The sequence below is a fragment of the Mariniflexile sp. HNIBRBA6329 genome (assembly GCF_043558645.1).
Taxonomy (GTDB): Bacteria; Bacteroidota; Bacteroidia; order Flavobacteriales; family Flavobacteriaceae; genus Mariniflexile.
In genome coordinates this window covers 41,787-57,861 of sequence record NZ_JBIFXS010000004.1, presented here as the reverse complement: position 1 = coordinate 57,861, position 16,075 = coordinate 41,787, and the positions used below count along the sequence as shown (strand labels likewise).

Below are 16,075 nucleotides of genomic sequence, written 5' to 3'. Positions count from 1 at the left end.
TTTATTATAAGTTTCTTACTGCTTCTTTAAATTGACGCCCTCTATCTTCATAATTTTCGAACAAATCGAAACTTGCACATGCTGGCGACAGTAATACATTATCACCTGCTTCGGCAAGTTTGTAAGCTATTTTTACAGCTTCACTCATAAATTGTGTTTCAACAATAACATCAACCATACCTTCAAAAGCCTTTAATAATTTTTCATTATCAACACCCAAACAAATAATGGCTTTTACTTTCTCGTTCACAAAAGAATAAAGCTCTTCATAGTTATTGCCCTTATCAACGCCTCCAACAATCCAAACTGTTGGTGCGTCCATACTTTCTAAAGCATAATACGTTGCATTTACATTGGTTGCTTTTGAATCGTTTATGTATTGCACTTTATTGATTTTCAAAACCTGTTCCAAACGATGCTCTACACCTTGAAAATTCTCTAAACTTTCGCGTATGGTTTGCTTTCTGATTTTCAGTAAATGAGCCACAGTAGAAGCAGCCATCGCATTTTTAACATTGTGATTTCCTTCTAACTTTAGACTTGTTGTTGGCATAATTATTTTATTGTTATTTATTGTTATTATTATATTTTGTTTATCTAAATACGCTCCGTTTTCAATAGTTTTTGTTAATGAAAATGGCAATAATGTGGACTGAACTGGGTATTTTTTTAACCAATTTGTTAGAATGTCATCATCGGCATCATAAATCAAATAATCTTCTTTTGTTTGATTTTCTGCAATTCTGAATTTTGAAGCGATATAATTTTCCAATTTGTAATCATATCTATCTAAATGATCGGGTGTAATGTTTGTTATTACTGCTATATGTGGTTTGAAATCGACAATGTCATCTAACTGAAAACTACTGATTTCCAACACATAATTCGGGTAATCTTTTTCCAAAATTTGTTTTGCAAAACTGTCTCCAATATTACCTGCCAATCCAACCGGCAATTCACTCTTTAAAAGATGATGCGTTAAAGTTGCCGTAGTTGTTTTACCATTACTCCCTGTAATGCCTACGATGGTTGCGTTTGTATATTTGGCTGCAAACTCAATTTCTGAAACCACCAAAATACCTTGTTCGCGAATTTGCTTTACCAAAGGCGCTTTATCAGGAATTCCAGGGCTTTTCATTACGATGTCGGCATTCAGAATTTTAGCTTCTGTATGCTTTTCATCTTCCCATTCAATCTCATTATGTATAAGAACTTGTTTATACTTCTCTTTTATTTTCCCTTTATCGGAAACAAAAACATCGTAACCTTTTCCTTTTCCTAAAAGCGCTGTCCCTACACCGCTTTCACCTCCACCTAATATCACTAATCTTTTCATATACGATTTCAGAATTACGATTTATGATTCACTTCAATGAAAATTCCAATTTTAAAATTTTTATTCATCCTTATTCGTGATTCTAAATTCGTAATTCGTAATTTTTTTATTTTATCTAATTTTCAATGTTACTATTGAAAGTATTGCCAGCAGAATGCCAATAATCCAAAAACGGGTTACAATTTTACTTTCGTGATATCCCGATTTCTGATAGTGGTGATGCAATGGCGACATTTTGAAAATGCGACGTCCTTCTCCATATTTTTTCTTGGTATATTTAAACCAACTTACTTGCATGACTACCGATAAATTTTCAGCTAAAAAGATGCCACACAACACCGGAATCAACCACTCTTTACGAACCGCAATGGCTATAACCGCTATAATACCACCTATGGTTAAACTTCCCGTATCACCCATAAACACTTGTGCTGGATAGGTATTGTACCATAAAAACCCAATAAGCGCACCCACAAAGGCTGTGATGTAAATAGTGATTTCTTCCACCCGTGGTATATACATGATATTGAGGTAATCGGAGAAAATAATATTACCCGACACCCAAGCAAAAATCCCTAAGGTTAGCACGATAATAGCGGAGGTTCCTGCCGCTAAACCATCGATACCATCGGTAAGATTAGCCCCATTTGAAACTGCCGTAATGATAAAAATTGAGATTATTATAAAAACAACCCAGCCATAATCTTTTAAACTTGGACTTATCCATGTGATAACATCGGCGTAATCAAATTCATTTCCTTTTACAAATGGAATGGTTGTTTTAGTTGATTTTGCTTCTTCTTTAAAAAATTTAGTAGGTGAAATATTTGGGTTTTCTGCAACCATTTGCTGGCGCACTTCCAAAGGCAACTTCTCTTTGATAGTTGCATACGGACTGAAATACAAAGTTGTGCCCACAATGACCCCCAAACCTACTTGACCAAGTACTTTAAAGCGTCCTTTTAATCCTTCTTTATCCTTTTTGAATTTTTTAATATAATCATCAATAAACCCGATGGTTCCCATCCAAAGTGTGGTGATAATCAATAAAACAATGTATACATTTGTTAATTTCGCCAACAACAATACAGGAATTAAAGTGGCCAGAATAATGATTATTCCACCCATAGTTGGTGTTCCTGCTTTTTCACTTTGTCCTTCTAAACCTAAATCCCTAATAGTTTCACCTACTTGCTGTTTTTGTAAAAAACGAATAATACGCTTTCCGTAAATAGTAGAAATTAACAACGACAAAATCATAGCCGATGCCGCCCTAAAGGTTATAAATCCAAATAGAGATGCTCCAGGAATTTGGAATTGTTTTTCTAAATAATCAAATAGGTAGTATAACATTTTTTGTTTGTTGTTTAGCTGTTTGTTGTTTAGTTGTGAAATCGACTTTACAACTCCACGATAACCGACTTAACTTCTTTAATTATTTATTCAGTTGTTTTAAACATTCTTTCACTATTTTAAAATCATCAAAATCAAAGCGTTCTCCTTTTATTTCTTGATAGGTTTCATGCCCTTTACCCGCAATCAAAATGATATCGTTTGGTTGTGCTAATTGGCAAGCTGCTTTTATAGCCTGAAGTCTATCAGTAATCGTTAGTGCTTTTTTATAATTTTGAGGCTCCACGCCTTTTTCAATATCTTTTAAAATGGCTTCTGGCTCTTCACTTCGTGGGTTGTCACTCGTAAAAATCACTTTGGTGCTTAAAGCAGTTGCGATATGTCCCATTTTAGGGCGTTTGGTTTTGTCTCTATCCCCACCACAACCTACAACGGTAATCAATTCTTCATTTTTAGTACGGATACTGTTGATGGTTTCCAATACATTTTTAAGTGCATCGGGCGTGTGTGCATAATCAACAATAGCAGTAATTTTATTAGTAGAAATCACATATTGAAAACGGCCGCTTACACTTTCCAACTCGCTTATTAAACGTAGAATTTCTACTTTTTCAAGTCCTAACAATTCCGCCGTAGCGTAAATTGCCAAAATATTGTAGGCATTAAAATTCCCGATGAGGCGTGTCCAAACTTCAGCATCATTAATTTTCAACAACAAACCTCCAAATTGGTTTTCTAATATTTGGGATTTATAATCGGCATAGCCTTTTAACGCATAGGTATATTTTCTAGCTTTGGTATTTTGCAACATCACCAATCCGTTTTTATCATCCACGTTAACCAATGCAAACGCTTTTTCTGGAAGCGCATCAAAAAACGATTTTTTCACATCACGATACTCCGCAAATGTGCTGTGATAATCTAAATGGTCGTGCGTAAGGTTGGTGAAAATACCCCCTTCAAAACGCAAACCTTCGGTTCTATATTGATGAATACCATGCGAGCTTACTTCCATAAAACAAAACTCAATACCTTCAGTATTCATATAATCCAAATACTTATTAATAGTTAAAGAATCGGGCGTGGTATGGGTTGCTTTATATTCCGTATTATCTACCATAATTTTCACGGTGGATAACAACCCAACTTTATACCCTGCTTTTTTAAATAGCTGATACAACAAACTGGCAACTGTGGTTTTTCCGTTAGTACCGGTTACCCCTACCAATTTTAAATTTTCAGAAGGATTTTCGTAGAAATTAGCAGCCATAAAAGCCAAGGCCTTACTGGAATTATCTACTTCTATATAAGTAACACCTTCGCTTAACTTTTCGGGCATTTCTTCACAAATAACCGCAACTGCACCTTGTTTTATAGCAACATCTATAAATTTATGTCCGTCGGAAACCGTTCCTTTAATAGCCACAAACGCACAACCACTCTTGATGTTTCTAGAGTCGAAATCTATAGCAGTAACACCTACGCTGGTAGAACCTGCTACCGCATTAATTGTTACTTTGTATAATATGTCTTTTAATGCTATCATGAAGCGGATAAAACGACTACTTGGTTATTTTTTAATTTTATATTTTGATCGATGGATTGCTTTTTAACAACACCATTACCTTCTAATTTTACTTTTACTTTTACTTGCATGTTTTCCAACAACGCCAACGCATCCATGGCTGGCAACCCTACCACGTTTGGCATCACGGTTTTGTAGGCTTGAGCTGTTTTATAAAAATTCTCGTATTCATTTTCAACCGAAGCAACCCTAACTTGTAATGATTTCACCTCATCTGTAATGGGCGTATCGGTAAATATTTTTTGAGCTATTTTTTTGAAAACGGGCCCCGACACATCGGCTCCATAATACCCAACACTTTTATCGGGCTCATGAACAACCACAATGCATGAATATTTTGGGTTTTCAGCAGGGAAATAACCGGCAAATGATGATATATAACTCAACTTATCTTTATTGGCATAATCTTTTTGACAAGTACCTGTTTTTCCTGCCATTGAGAAATTTTCAGAATACAACCTATGCCCTGTTCCATGTTTTTTCTCAACCACATTTTTAAGCAGTTGTTGAACTTTTAAAACCGTTTCTTTAGAACAAATTTGTTTATTTATCACTTCCTTTTTAAAAGGCACTACCACATGATCAAATTCTTTTACTTCACGTAAAAATTGGGGTTTTACCATTTCACCATCATTGGCAATAGCATTATAAAAAGTTAATGTTTGAAGTGGTGTAAAAGACACGCCGTAACCATACGCCATCCATTGCAACGCAATACCACTCCAACGCCCATTTTTAATTCGAGGATCTGGAATTACTGGTTTTGGCTCTCCAATTATAGGAAGATCCAAATGGTTGTTAAGATTCATGGCGTACAACCTATCTACAAATTTACTAGGTGTTTTTCCGTAAGCTTTATCAACTGCTCTTACAATACCCGTATTTGACGAAACTTCAAATGCTTTTGAAACAGTTATTTTACCGTAACCACCATGATGCGAATCTCTAACAGATTTACCATAAAACCAGATAATACCTTTCTCGGTATCAACCACATCGCTCGTATCAATCACTTTATCTTCAATACCAGCTGTTAAAGCCATTAACTTAAAAGTTGAACCAGACTCGTGCGATTCACCAACTGCGTAATTCAAACGCTCGTAATAATATCCATCGCTATTTCTTCCTAAGTTTGAAATGGCACGTATTTCACCTGTTTTGGTTTCCATCACCACCACACAACCGTGGTCTGCTTTATATTTTTCCAATTGTTCCAAAAGTGCATGGTGCGCAATGTCCTGAATATTTACATCGATAGTTGTATAAACATCATAGCCGTTTTTAGGGTCGATTTCATTGGCATCATTCAACGGTTTCCATTGGCCTTTTCCAATTTGCTGTTTTTTTCGTTGACCATCGGTTCCACGTAAATACTTCACCCCAAAAGCACCATCAATACCCGCTCTAGTAACATTGCCTTTTTCATCAAAGCGTTCGTAACCAATAGAACGCTGCGCAATACCTCCCATAGGATGCTCTCGCTTCGTGGTTTGCTCTACAATCAATCCTCCTTTAAATGCTCCTAATTTTAGCAATGGAAAATTACGCAAACGTATATAGTCTGAATACCCAACGTTTCTAGCAATTAAGTAATACCTGTTTTTATTGGCACGCGCTTTTCTAATCTCGTTTTGATAGTAGCTAGACGGTTTTCCTGCATATTCTGAAAGCGAATCGCTTAAAGGTTTTACATACTTTTCGAAAGTTTTAGCACTAGGCGTTATCGCATCAAACCTAATATCGTATTTAGGAATGGATGTTGCCAACAAATTTCCTTTCACAGAATACACATTCCCTCTGTTAGCAGGAATCACCACATTTTTCACAACGCGTTCACTTGCCATGGCTTTGTACTTTTCGCCTTGAAAGAATTGTATACTAACCAACTTGAATACTACAGCAAGCCCGAAGACGAACATACATCCTGCCACAAAATACAATCGGTTTAATATGTTTTTCTCGTTTATCACTAAGTTTACACGTTAATTTTGAGATTTTACTTTAATTTTTTTTGGAGGAATTACCGATGGTGCTATGTCTTTTTCCTTCATAACTTCTACGACTTTCGATTCCATTTTTAGCTTCATCAATCGGGAGCGACCATCAATAAACGCCGAACGCATTTCGCTTACTTCATTTTTCAATCGCGCTATTTCATATACTTTTCTGTCAGCACTGTGTGAACTCGCAATCATTACTATAGCTAAAGCCGAAATAAATATGATAAACCTCCAATTCTTAAAAGCGTCGTCACTTACCAAAAAAGTGCCTTTTAATATTTTATAGATATTTGTTTTCATAGTTAAATTTCGGCTTCAACCTCGATTAGTCACTTCCAATTATATTTTTTCAGCTATTCGAAGCTTCGCACTTCTAGCCCTACTATTTATCTTTATTTCATCTTTTGAAGGCACTATCAACCCATTTACTTTTTTAAGAGGCACTTCAAAATTTCCATACATGTCGCGCTCTGGCTCTCCTTCAAACATGCCGTTTCTTATAAAACGTTTCACCAATCGATCCTCTAAAGAGTGATAGGATATCAAACTCAAGCGCCCACCTTCATTTAAAATCTCAGGTGTTTGCTCTAAAAATTCTTTTAAAGCTTCAATTTCCTGATTCACTTCAATACGTATGGCTTGATAAATTTGAGCTAACACTTTATTTTCATGTCGTGGCGGCAAAAACTTTTTCAACACTGCTTTTAGCTCTTCACTAGTAACGATGGGCTGCACTTCACGCTGCTCTACAATCAATCTTGCCATAGCTGGAGCCGCTCTCAATTCACCATATTGCAAAAACACCTGTTTTAACTGCTCTTCATCGTATTTGTTCACAACTTGAAAAGCCGATAGTGTATTTTGCTGGTTCATACGCATATCCAAATCCGCTTCAAAACGTATTGAAAAACCACGTTCAGCAACATCAAATTGATGCGACGACACACCAAAATCTGCCAAAATCCCATCTACTTTTTTCGCACCATAAAACCTTAAAAAGCGCTTTATATAGCGAAAGTTTTCATTTATCAATGTAAACCTTGAATCGTCAATCGTATTTCTAAGAGCGTCTTGATCTTGATCAAAAGCAAACAGTTTTCCTTTATCACCAAGTCGTTTCAATATTTCTTTACTATGCCCGCCGCCGCCAAAAGTAACATCGACATACACCCCATCCGGTTTTACATTCAACCCATCAACGGTTTCTTTCAGCAATACGGGATTATGATATTCCATGGCCATCATCATCTTGCCCCATGACTTCTTCAGCTAAATCTGCAAAATCTATAGCTGCATCATCAATGGCTTGTTCGTATAAATCTTTATCCCAAATCTCAATGATATTGATAGCAGAAGCCACCACGATATCTTTTGAAATATTTGCAAAAACCGTTAAATCTTTAGGAATTAATAAGCGTCCATTCACATCCACCTCAACCATTTTTACACCTGCGGTAAAACGACGAATGAAATCGTTGTTCTTTTTATTAAACCTGTTCAGCTTATTCATTTTCTGCATAAGCACCTGCCACTCGCTCATTGGGTAGAGTTCTAAACACTTTTGAAACACCGAACGACGCAACACAAAACCACCATCCAAAACTGAAGACAGTTGCTTTTTAAGCGGTGCAGGCATCATTAATCTGCCTTTAGCATCCACTTTGCAATCGTATGTTCCTGTTAATAAGTCCAATGTGGTTTGTGAGCTTTTTTGGGTTTAAGTTTCAAATATATTGAAAATTTTACCACTTTTTACCACTTCCTACCACTTTGTTAATAATTTTTCGATCAAACGCCCTTTATAGCTGTTTTTAAAACCTCTTAACACCCACTACCACTTAGTACCAACCAATTAAACGCGACCATTTCATATCTGAACAATTGTTAACATCTCTATTTTGAAATATTATTTTTGAAAACCAATAAAATGATTGAAATATGAATGAAATAACTATATTTGTTTTTAAAGCAATGACAACCGATTAATGACGCACTGTTTAAAAAAAGAGAAAAACTACAGCTACATAGAAGCTGGCGAAGGAACGCCAATTATAGTATTACACGGACTAATGGGCGGTTTAAGCAATTTTGATTCGGTAATTAAAAACTTTAGCCAAAAAGGGTTTAAAGTTATCATTCCTGAGTTGCCGATTTACACCATGTCTTTACTAAAAACCAACGTAAAAAGTTTTGCCAAATACTTACACGACTTTATAGTATTTAAAGGTTATGACGAAGTTATATTACTTGGAAATTCCTTAGGCGGACATATTGGACTTTACCACACAAAATTATACCCCGAAAAAGTAAAAGCACTTATAATAACTGGTAGTTCTGGACTTTATGAAAGCGCCATGGGAGGCGGCTACACCAAACGCAGCGATTACGAGGTAATTAAAAAGAAAGCACAAGATGTTTTTTACGACCCAGCCGTAGCCACCAAGGAAATTGTAGATGAAGTTTACGAAACCGTAAACGACCGCAACAAACTTATAAAAACACTGGCTATTGCCAAAAGTGCCATTCGCCATAACATGGCTAAAGATTTACCAAAAATGAACATACCAACTTGTATCATATGGGGTAAAAATGATTATGTAACACCTCCAGAAGTTGCTCTAGAATTTGATAGTCTTTTACCAGACTCTGAACTGTTTTGGATTGATAAATGTGGACACGCCGCTATGATGGAACACCCCGACGAGTTTAACGAAATTCTTGATGCTTGGTTACAGAAACGTGGTATAAAATAAAATTTCTGAAATTTTAAAAGCCTAATTTCCTATACAGAAAATTTAAAGTTCAATAAATAAGATTCCCGTTTTCACGGGAATGAAAAAAAACTAATAATGCATATAAAATCGGCCGAATTTGTAATGAGTAATTCTGATGTGGCAAAATGTCCAAAAGGATTGCTACCCGAATATGCATTTATTGGCAGAAGTAATGTGGGCAAATCGTCCCTCATAAACATGCTTACCAGCCGCAAAAGTTTAGCAAAAACATCGGGCAGACCTGGAAAAACGCAACTTATAAATCATTTTTTGATTAATAAAAATTGGCATTTGGTAGATTTACCGGGTTATGGTTATGCACGTGTTTCTAAAAATGCTAAAAAGACATTCCAAAAATTCATTACCCAATATTTTGGTTTGCGCGAGCAACTGGTAACCGCTTTTGTTTTGGTTGATATCAGGCATGACCCTCAACCCATCGATTTGGAATTTATGCAATGGCTGGGCGAACATGGCATACCATTTTCCATTATTTTTACTAAAGCCGACAAACTAAAACCCAATGCTATTTTAAGACATGTTGAAGACTACAAAAACGTGCTTTTAGAAACTTGGGAAGACATGCCAAATTATTTTATTACCTCATCTAGCAATGAAGCAGGAAAAGACGAGGTTTTAAATTATATTGATGAGTTGAATGAGAATATGAAGACTGATTAAATAATTAATTGTTTTTCATTTTTTTCAACTAGACTTTATAAAAAATTCCAACTACCTTCGTTTAACGTCTGATTTAAAACATTAAAACAATTTCATATTATTAAAGTTAAACAAAAACTCCCAAAAATCACCCCTTCACATCCAAAGCATCACGCAACGCATTACCAATAAGCATAAACGCCATGACCAAACTCATAATACAAAGCCCGGGGATAATGGCTAGGTAAGGTTTCCCAAGAATGATATAATTGTAGTGGTCTTTTATCATAGCACCCCAACTTGCCATAGGTGGTTGTGCACCGATACCCAAGAAACTAAGTCCGCTTTCAATTAAAATAGCGGCGGCAAAATTGGCTGCCGAAATTACAATAACAGGTGCCATAATATTGGGCAAAATATGTTTGGTAATAATTCTATAATCATTAAAACCCAAAGCTCTGGCTGCTGTAACGTATTGCATTTCTTTGGCACTGATTATTTGACCACGCACCACTCTAGCCACTTCAACCCACATGGTTAAACCTACCGCAATAAATACTTGCAAAAAACCTTTTCCTAATGCTAAAGTAATAGCTATAACTAATAATAATGTTGGTATAGACCAGGTTACGTTAATTACCCACATAATAAGAGCATCTACTTTACCCCCAAAATAGCCGGCGATACTTCCCATAAAAATGCCAACTACCAACGATATAAATACCGCCACAAAACCTATAAAAAATGAGATTCTTGCACCTACCAAAACTCGGCTTAACAAATCGCGCCCATATTTATCGGTACCAAAAAGAAAGGTTTTCTCCTTAATATAAGGATCTACCGAATTGTTTGGAAACTCACTTACATTCATGGTCTTTTCAACACCTTCCAACCCATCCGATGCGTATTCTTTATAAGTTAACACCCCGTTCTCAGCTTTATACTCCGAAATAGGGATTTCGTTATCGGCATTTTTATCACCAAAAAACAATTTATCAAAACCACTTTGATTGGTTTTTAGTTGTGAAGGAATGGTAAGCATGGTAACTTTAAACCCTGGCTTTTTTGAGTGAATCGCCAAATGCATTTGGTTGGCATATTGTGAACTATCGGGTGCAAATGCGTACGCAAAAACCGAAACCAAGCCTATAAATATGATAAAATAAAAACTAAAAACGCCCCAAAAATTCTTTCTAAATTTTTGGAGCGCTAACTGTTTTAATGAGTTTGATTTATGCCTCATGTACAAACCTATTTTTTAACCGATGTAGCAGCAACTTTTTTAACGGGATACGACATTTTCAAGTCTTCTAATACATTTATTGCTTCTTCAACATATATATCATGACTTAAAGTTTCGTGCCATCTTTGACGCTTTTCTTTTAAATCGGTGGTATCTTTTTCAAAAAGAGCTTTTTCGTATTTTGTAGAATCGAACGTTAAATTGGTTTTGTAATCTGTAAGTGCATCAAATCGTTTTGCTTCTTCTTCATTCAATTTCAACCCAGCTTTATATTTGTCATAATTTAAAGATACAACGGTTTCATCTATTTTACTTTTTACCCATTTTGCATTTTCCTCAATAAGCTTTAATTGATTATTATTGCTCATGCGTTCTTTACTTTTCTTAATGGTGGTGTCATAATCAAAATAGCTTTCCCATGGGGTATAATCGGCAGCATCAATTTCATCCCAAGGTAATGGGTTTTCTTTGTCTTTTTCGCCAACTTCAATAAAACTGAAACGACCTGGCACATTTACATCACTTTTTACACCTTCTAATTGTACCGACCCTCCATTAATTCTATAATACTTTTGGGTTGTTAGTGCCAACGCACCTAAATCGCCACTGGTATTATTTCTAAGCATATTATTAAGGTTGATAACGTTTTGAACCGTACCTTTTCCGTAGGTTTGTTTCCCTCCAATAATAATGGCTCGTTTGTAATCTTGCATAGCAGCAGCCATGATTTCTGATGCCGATGCCGATATTTCATTTACCAAAATAACCAACGGTCCATCCCATGAAATTGACTTATCTCTATCTCTTAACACTTCTTTAGCTTCTCCTGTAGAACGCACTTGCACAATAGGTCCTTCTTTAATAAACAATCCTGCCATATCTACTACAGTCGGCAAAGAACCACCGCCGTTATTACGCAAATCCAACACCAAACCTTGAATACCTTCTTCTTTTAAACGCTCAATTTCTGCTTTTACATCTTTCGCTGCGTTTACGTTTTTGTAATCTTTAAAATCGACATAAAAAGAGGGTAAATCAATCACACCAAAAGTCATATTATCTTTTTTAACCACTAATGATTTGGCATAGGTTTCTTCCAACTCAACCACATCTCTTGTAATGGTTACATCTCTAATCGTACCATCAACTTTTTTTATCGTTAAGATAACTTTAGTGCCTTTTGGCCCTTTTATATATTTAATGGCATCGTTAATACGCATTCCAACAATATTCACCGGAAATGCTTCGTCTTCTTGTTTAACTTTCAAAATAATATCTTCTACCTCAAGCTCTCTACTTCTCCAAGCAGGCCCACCTGAAATAAGCTCTACAATTTTAATATGGTCCATTCTTTTTTGCAAACGAGCTCCAATACCTTCTAATTTACCCGACATACGCTGGTCAAAATCTTCTTTGTTTTTAGGTGCCAAATAGTAAGTGTGTGGATCGAACTCTTCAACAATCGTGTTCACGTAAATTGAAAACCAATCTTCGCGTTCTAAATCATCAATATTATCATTAAAATAAACATCTATAGATTTCAGTGTTGATTGACGCGCTTCTTTTTCAATCTCTTGTTCTGTTTTCATTACATAAGACGGATCGTTCTTTTTAGCTAACTCCTCTTGTGCCTTTAAGTCATCATAGTTAGAAAGGGTTGAAAACTTAAGTTGTTGTCTCCAACGTTCTTTTAACTCTTTTCTGTTTTTCACAAAACCTGTGTTTTCGTAATCAGTATTGAAACTTTCATCTGTAGAATAATCAAAAGGTGTTGATAAAACTTCTCTATAAATTTCTTTAGCTTCTTCGATACGTTTTAACATGCGTTCGTGTACTACATTAAAAAATGTAATATCGGTAGCTTTTAACTGGTCATCTATTGTTAATTTGTATTTTTCAAAATCTTTATAATCAGACTCATAGAAATAACGTTTTACAGGATCAATGATTTCTAAATAATCTTCAAATAATTCTGCAGAAAACGTATCATCTAAAACAAGTGGATCAAAATGTCCTTGCTCTAATACAAACGTAATTACTTGAATGAGTAATTTGTCTTTATCTGGATTATCAAATTTTTTGGTTGTAAAACTACACGATGCGAAAGCTAGCAATAACGATAATAATAGAACCTTATAATTCCTTCTCATAATTTTTTTCATTCGGTTAATATTCTATGACTCTTGAAGTCCAACATTTTTTTACTAAAATAAAGAAAAAACCATGCCAATACGGGCAATCGCTACTAATTTTTTGTTAAACTAAAGAAATAATCCATTTCCTAAGGAATTTATGTATTTTAGCGATACATTTTTAAGTAAGAAATGACAAAAAAACCACTTATATTAGTTACCAACGACGATGGCATTAACGCACCGGGAATCAGAACCTTAATTTCCATAATGAATACTATAGGCGAAGTGGTGGTGATGGCACCCGATAGCCCGCAAAGTGGTATGGGACATGCCATAACCATAGATTCCACTTTGTATGTTGAGCAAGTTTCTATAGATGGAGGCCCACAAACCGAATACAGTTGCTCTGGCACACCTGCCGATTGTGTAAAATTAGCCATTAGAGAAAAACTTACCCGAAAACCGGATATTTGTGTATCTGGGATTAACCATGGCTCCAATTCGTCTATAAACGTGATATATTCCGGTACCATGAGTGCTGCTATTGAAGCGGGTATTGAAGGCATTCCTGCCATTGGTTTTTCGTTATTGGATTATGCGTGGAGTGCTAATTTTGAAGACACAAAAAGCTTTGTAAAAACCATTGTTGAAAATGTTTTAAAACAGGGTTTACCAAATGGCATTGTGTTAAATGTGAACATTCCTAATATTTCAAAGAAAGACATAAAAGGGATTAAAGTTTGCAGGCAAGCCAAAGCGAATTGGGTAGAAGAATTTGACAAACGTAAAACCCCACAAGGTCGCGATTACTATTGGCTTACTGGGAAATTTGTAAATTTAGATGGTGGTGAAGACACCGATGAATGGGCTTTGGAAAACGGCTATATTTCGGTAGTACCAATTCAGTTCGATTTAACGGCGCATCATTTTATTCAGAATTTAAACACTTGGGATTTAAAATAATTAAAGTACTTAGATAGGTTTAGTACAAGTTAATTCAGCTTACATGAAAAAAGATATTTTTATAGGTATACTTGTTGGTTTAATTGCAAATGGCATAGGTCTAATTTTAACCGCACTACTCTTAGGGCAAGGTGAAGATTTCACAACGGTAATAAAGGCCGCAGCCAATGAAGGTTTTTTAGGAAAACTCATCAGTTTGGGTGCCATTCTAAATTTAGTTGCCTTTTTTGTTTTTATAAGGAAACGACAAGATTACCGCGCTAGGGGTGTTTTATTAATAACTATTTTTATTGCGGTTTTTACATTTGTATTTAAACTCTTCTAAATGAAATACTACATTATAGCGGGAGAAGCATCGGGCGATTTACATGGTTCGAACCTAATGAAAGCATTACAAAATGAAGATGTATATGCTGATTTTAGGTTTTGGGGTGGCGACCTCATGCAAGCGGTTGGCGGCACTCTAGTAAAGCACTATAAGGAACGTGCGTTTATGGGGTTTATTGAAGTCATCATGAACCTATCTGCTATTCTTAAAGATATTTCCTTTTGCAAAAGTGACATTCAAGCATTTAAACCCGATGTTATTATTTTTATTGACAACTCCGGTTTTAATTTACGCATAGCGAAATGGGCAAAACAAGAAGGTTTTAAAACCAATTATTATATTTCTCCACAAGTGTGGGCATCCAGGGCCGGCAGGGTAAAAGACATAAAGCGAGATATTGATGCGATGTTCGTGATATTGCCTTTTGTGGAAGCCTTTTACAAAAAACACGATTACAAGGTTACCTTTGTTGGGCATCCTCTAATTGATGCTATTGCTAACAGAAACCAAGTTGATGTTTATAAATTTAGAGCGGAAAACGAACTAACCGACAAACCCATTATTGCCTTATTGCCCGGTAGCCGGAAACAAGAAATTAAAAACATGCTTTCTGTAATGCTTAGTTTAGTGAATGATTTTCCCGATTACCAATTTGTAATTGCAGGTGCTCCCAGTCATAATTATAGTTTTTACGAGACTTTTATAAAATCGAGCAATGTCAAATTCATATCCAATCAAACGTACGATTTATTGAGTGTTTCCTACGCTGCTTTAGTAACATCAGGCACTGCAACTTTAGAAACCGCTTTATTCAAAGTACCGCAAGTGGTTTGCTATAAGGGAAGCTCCATTTCATACCAAATTGCAAAACGTATTGTAACCTTAAAATTTATTTCGTTGGTAAATTTAATTATGGACAAAGAAGTTGTTACCGAACTTATCCAGAACGATTTCAACAAAAAACGATTAAAAAAAGAGCTTGAAATAATTTTAGATGAAAAAGAGCGTTCTAAAATCTTCCTAAATTATTACGAATTAGAAAAAGCCTTAGGCGGCAGAGGTGCAAGCGAAAAAACAGCCAAATTAATTTATAAATCTATAAAAGCGAATTGATGTTGTTGAAGAAAATTAGTGTTTTATTATTAGTTGGTTTCTGTTTAGGCAACTGCAAATCTTCAAAAGGAATTGTAGTTAAAAAACAGAATGCTACCAAACAACCTCAAGTGGTTATTAGCTCTAATGAAACCATTAAATCCAACGATTTCGATATTACTCCTGAAAAAGAAAATGCTTTTAACAGCAGCAACAAAGCCTATAATATAGTAGATTACGCAAAACAGTTTAAAGGTGTGAAATATAAATTTGGCGGAGCTACAAGAGATGGAATGGATTGTTCCGGTTTGGTATTTGAATCGTTTAGAGCTTTTGGAGTCATTCTCCCAAGAATCTCCAGAGACATGGCTAAACAAGGTGATAAAATTTCTTTGAAAAATATCCAAGAAGGCGATTTACTTTTTTTTAAAACCATGAACAGAAGAAACGATATTAGCCACGTTGGACTTGTAGTAACTAGCGAAAATGGCGATATTGAATTTATTCATTCTACCACGAGTTTGGGTGTTATTACCTCTAGACTATCGGAAAAATACTGGGATTCAGCTTTTGTAGAAGCTCGTAGAATATTATAAGATATTTCGT

15 protein-coding genes are annotated in these 16,075 nt (G+C 35.4%); 6 read left to right on the top strand and 9 right to left on the bottom strand.

The features are described from left to right. Positions 1-4: 4 nt before the first annotated feature. The 7 genes from murD to mraZ all read right to left on the bottom strand — a co-directional run bounded on the left by murD (position 5) and on the right by mraZ (position 7,967). Complete coding sequence (murD, locus tag ACGK9U_RS06840; RefSeq protein WP_394465623.1) at positions 5-1,336, bottom strand: UDP-N-acetylmuramoyl-L-alanine--D-glutamate ligase; 1,332 nt, start codon at positions 1,334-1,336, stop codon at positions 5-7. Between the two features lie 111 nt (positions 1,337-1,447). Further along, positions 1,448-2,689 (bottom strand): phospho-N-acetylmuramoyl-pentapeptide-transferase, encoded by a 1,242-nt coding sequence (gene mraY, locus ACGK9U_RS06835; RefSeq protein WP_394465622.1) that lies wholly within the window; start codon positions 2,687-2,689, stop codon positions 1,448-1,450. An 82-nt stretch (positions 2,690-2,771) separates the two neighbouring features. Continuing rightward, positions 2,772-4,235 carry a UDP-N-acetylmuramoyl-L-alanyl-D-glutamate--2,6-diaminopimelate ligase gene (locus ACGK9U_RS06830; protein ID WP_394465621.1) on the bottom strand — a complete coding sequence of 488 codons (1,464 nt, stop codon included), beginning with the start codon at positions 4,233-4,235 and terminating at the stop codon, positions 2,772-2,774. Continuing rightward, a complete protein-coding gene (locus tag ACGK9U_RS06825) occupies positions 4,232-6,193 on the bottom strand; it encodes a penicillin-binding protein (RefSeq protein ID WP_394465853.1) in 1,962 nt (653 codons plus the stop codon). The genes ACGK9U_RS06830 and ACGK9U_RS06825 overlap by 4 nt, the downstream gene beginning before the upstream one ends. 63 nt (positions 6,194-6,256) lie before the next feature. Beyond that, positions 6,257-6,574, bottom strand: a complete 318-nt coding sequence (locus ACGK9U_RS06820) for an FtsL-like putative cell division protein (RefSeq protein WP_394465620.1) — start codon at positions 6,572-6,574, stop codon at positions 6,257-6,259. A 39-nt stretch (positions 6,575-6,613) separates the two neighbouring features. Further along, positions 6,614-7,510: a 16S rRNA (cytosine(1402)-N(4))-methyltransferase RsmH gene (gene rsmH, locus ACGK9U_RS06815; RefSeq protein WP_394465619.1), complete on the bottom strand. Its 897-nt coding sequence runs from the start codon at positions 7,508-7,510 to the stop codon at positions 6,614-6,616. Then, positions 7,497-7,967, bottom strand: a complete 471-nt coding sequence (gene mraZ, locus ACGK9U_RS06810) for a division/cell wall cluster transcriptional repressor MraZ (protein ID WP_394465618.1) — start codon at positions 7,965-7,967, stop codon at positions 7,497-7,499. The genes rsmH and mraZ overlap by 14 nt, the downstream gene beginning before the upstream one ends. A gap of 292 nt (positions 7,968-8,259) precedes the next feature. Here mraZ and ACGK9U_RS06805 point away from each other — a divergent pair, with 292 nt between their 5' ends. Both ACGK9U_RS06805 and yihA read left to right on the top strand, forming a co-directional pair. Then, positions 8,260-9,027, top strand: coding sequence for an alpha/beta fold hydrolase (locus ACGK9U_RS06805; protein ID WP_394465617.1), 768 nt, complete (start codon positions 8,260-8,262; stop codon positions 9,025-9,027). Positions 9,028-9,123: 96 nt separating this feature from the next. Then, on the top strand, positions 9,124-9,729 hold the full coding sequence (gene yihA, locus ACGK9U_RS06800) for a ribosome biogenesis GTP-binding protein YihA/YsxC (protein ID WP_394465616.1): 606 nt from the start codon (positions 9,124-9,126) through the stop codon (positions 9,727-9,729). A 127-nt stretch (positions 9,730-9,856) separates the two neighbouring features. On the opposite strand, the gene ACGK9U_RS06795 is transcribed toward yihA, so the two are convergent. Both ACGK9U_RS06795 and ACGK9U_RS06790 read right to left on the bottom strand, forming a co-directional pair. Beyond that, positions 9,857-10,951 (bottom strand): ABC transporter permease, encoded by a 1,095-nt coding sequence (locus ACGK9U_RS06795; protein ID WP_394465615.1) that lies wholly within the window; start codon positions 10,949-10,951, stop codon positions 9,857-9,859. An 8-nt stretch (positions 10,952-10,959) separates the two neighbouring features. Beyond that, a complete protein-coding gene (locus tag ACGK9U_RS06790; protein WP_394465852.1) occupies positions 10,960-13,101 on the bottom strand; it encodes a carboxy terminal-processing peptidase in 2,142 nt (713 codons plus the stop codon). Between the two features lie 174 nt (positions 13,102-13,275). Between ACGK9U_RS06790 and surE the strand changes: the two genes are divergently transcribed. Genes surE through ACGK9U_RS06770 form a run of 4 tightly spaced genes read left to right on the top strand, consistent with a single transcriptional unit; the run spans position 13,276 to position 16,065 of the window. Further along, entirely contained in the window at positions 13,276-14,049 is a 774-nt protein-coding gene (surE, locus tag ACGK9U_RS06785; protein ID WP_394465614.1) for a 5'/3'-nucleotidase SurE, read from the top strand. A 43-nt stretch (positions 14,050-14,092) separates the two neighbouring features. Further along, the gene (locus ACGK9U_RS06780) at positions 14,093-14,374 is read left to right on the top strand and encodes a hypothetical protein (RefSeq protein ID WP_394465613.1); all 282 of its coding nucleotides are present in this window, start codon (positions 14,093-14,095) and stop codon (positions 14,372-14,374) included. Beyond that, positions 14,375-15,490, top strand: coding sequence for a lipid-A-disaccharide synthase (gene lpxB / locus ACGK9U_RS06775; RefSeq protein ID WP_394465612.1), 1,116 nt, complete (start codon positions 14,375-14,377; stop codon positions 15,488-15,490). Next, positions 15,490-16,065 carry a C40 family peptidase gene (locus ACGK9U_RS06770; RefSeq protein ID WP_394465611.1) on the top strand — a complete coding sequence of 192 codons (576 nt, stop codon included), beginning with the start codon at positions 15,490-15,492 and terminating at the stop codon, positions 16,063-16,065. Before lpxB ends, ACGK9U_RS06770 begins: the two co-directional genes overlap by 1 nt. The last annotated feature ends 10 nt before the right edge of the window (positions 16,066-16,075 follow it).

Bases quoted from the DNA above. Each gene is read 5' to 3' on its own strand.
- murD (WP_394465623.1), bottom strand. From the start codon at position 1,336: ATGAAAAGATTAGTGATATTAGGTGGAGGTGAAAGCGGTGTAGGGACA.
- mraY (WP_394465622.1), bottom strand. From the start codon at position 2,689: ATGTTATACTACCTATTTGATTATTTAGAAAAACAATTCCAAATTCCT.
- ACGK9U_RS06830 (WP_394465621.1), bottom strand. From the start codon at position 4,235: ATGATAGCATTAAAAGACATATTATACAAAGTAACAATTAATGCGGTA.
- ACGK9U_RS06825 (WP_394465853.1), bottom strand. From the start codon at position 6,193: ATGTTCGTCTTCGGGCTTGCTGTAGTATTCAAGTTGGTTAGTATACAA.
- ACGK9U_RS06820 (WP_394465620.1), bottom strand. From the start codon at position 6,574: ATGAAAACAAATATCTATAAAATATTAAAAGGCACTTTTTTGGTAAGT.
- rsmH (WP_394465619.1), bottom strand. From the start codon at position 7,510: ATGGAATATCATAATCCCGTATTGCTGAAAGAAACCGTTGATGGGTTG.
- ACGK9U_RS06805 (WP_394465617.1), top strand. From the start codon at position 8,260: ATGACGCACTGTTTAAAAAAAGAGAAAAACTACAGCTACATAGAAGCT.
- yihA (WP_394465616.1), top strand. From the start codon at position 9,124: ATGCATATAAAATCGGCCGAATTTGTAATGAGTAATTCTGATGTGGCA.
- ACGK9U_RS06795 (WP_394465615.1), bottom strand. From the start codon at position 10,951: ATGAGGCATAAATCAAACTCATTAAAACAGTTAGCGCTCCAAAAATTT.
- ACGK9U_RS06790 (WP_394465852.1), bottom strand. From the start codon at position 13,101: ATGAGAAGGAATTATAAGGTTCTATTATTATCGTTATTGCTAGCTTTC.
- surE (WP_394465614.1), top strand. From the start codon at position 13,276: ATGACAAAAAAACCACTTATATTAGTTACCAACGACGATGGCATTAAC.
- ACGK9U_RS06780 (WP_394465613.1), top strand. From the start codon at position 14,093: ATGAAAAAAGATATTTTTATAGGTATACTTGTTGGTTTAATTGCAAAT.
- lpxB (WP_394465612.1), top strand. From the start codon at position 14,375: ATGAAATACTACATTATAGCGGGAGAAGCATCGGGCGATTTACATGGT.
- ACGK9U_RS06770 (WP_394465611.1), top strand. From the start codon at position 15,490: ATGTTGTTGAAGAAAATTAGTGTTTTATTATTAGTTGGTTTCTGTTTA.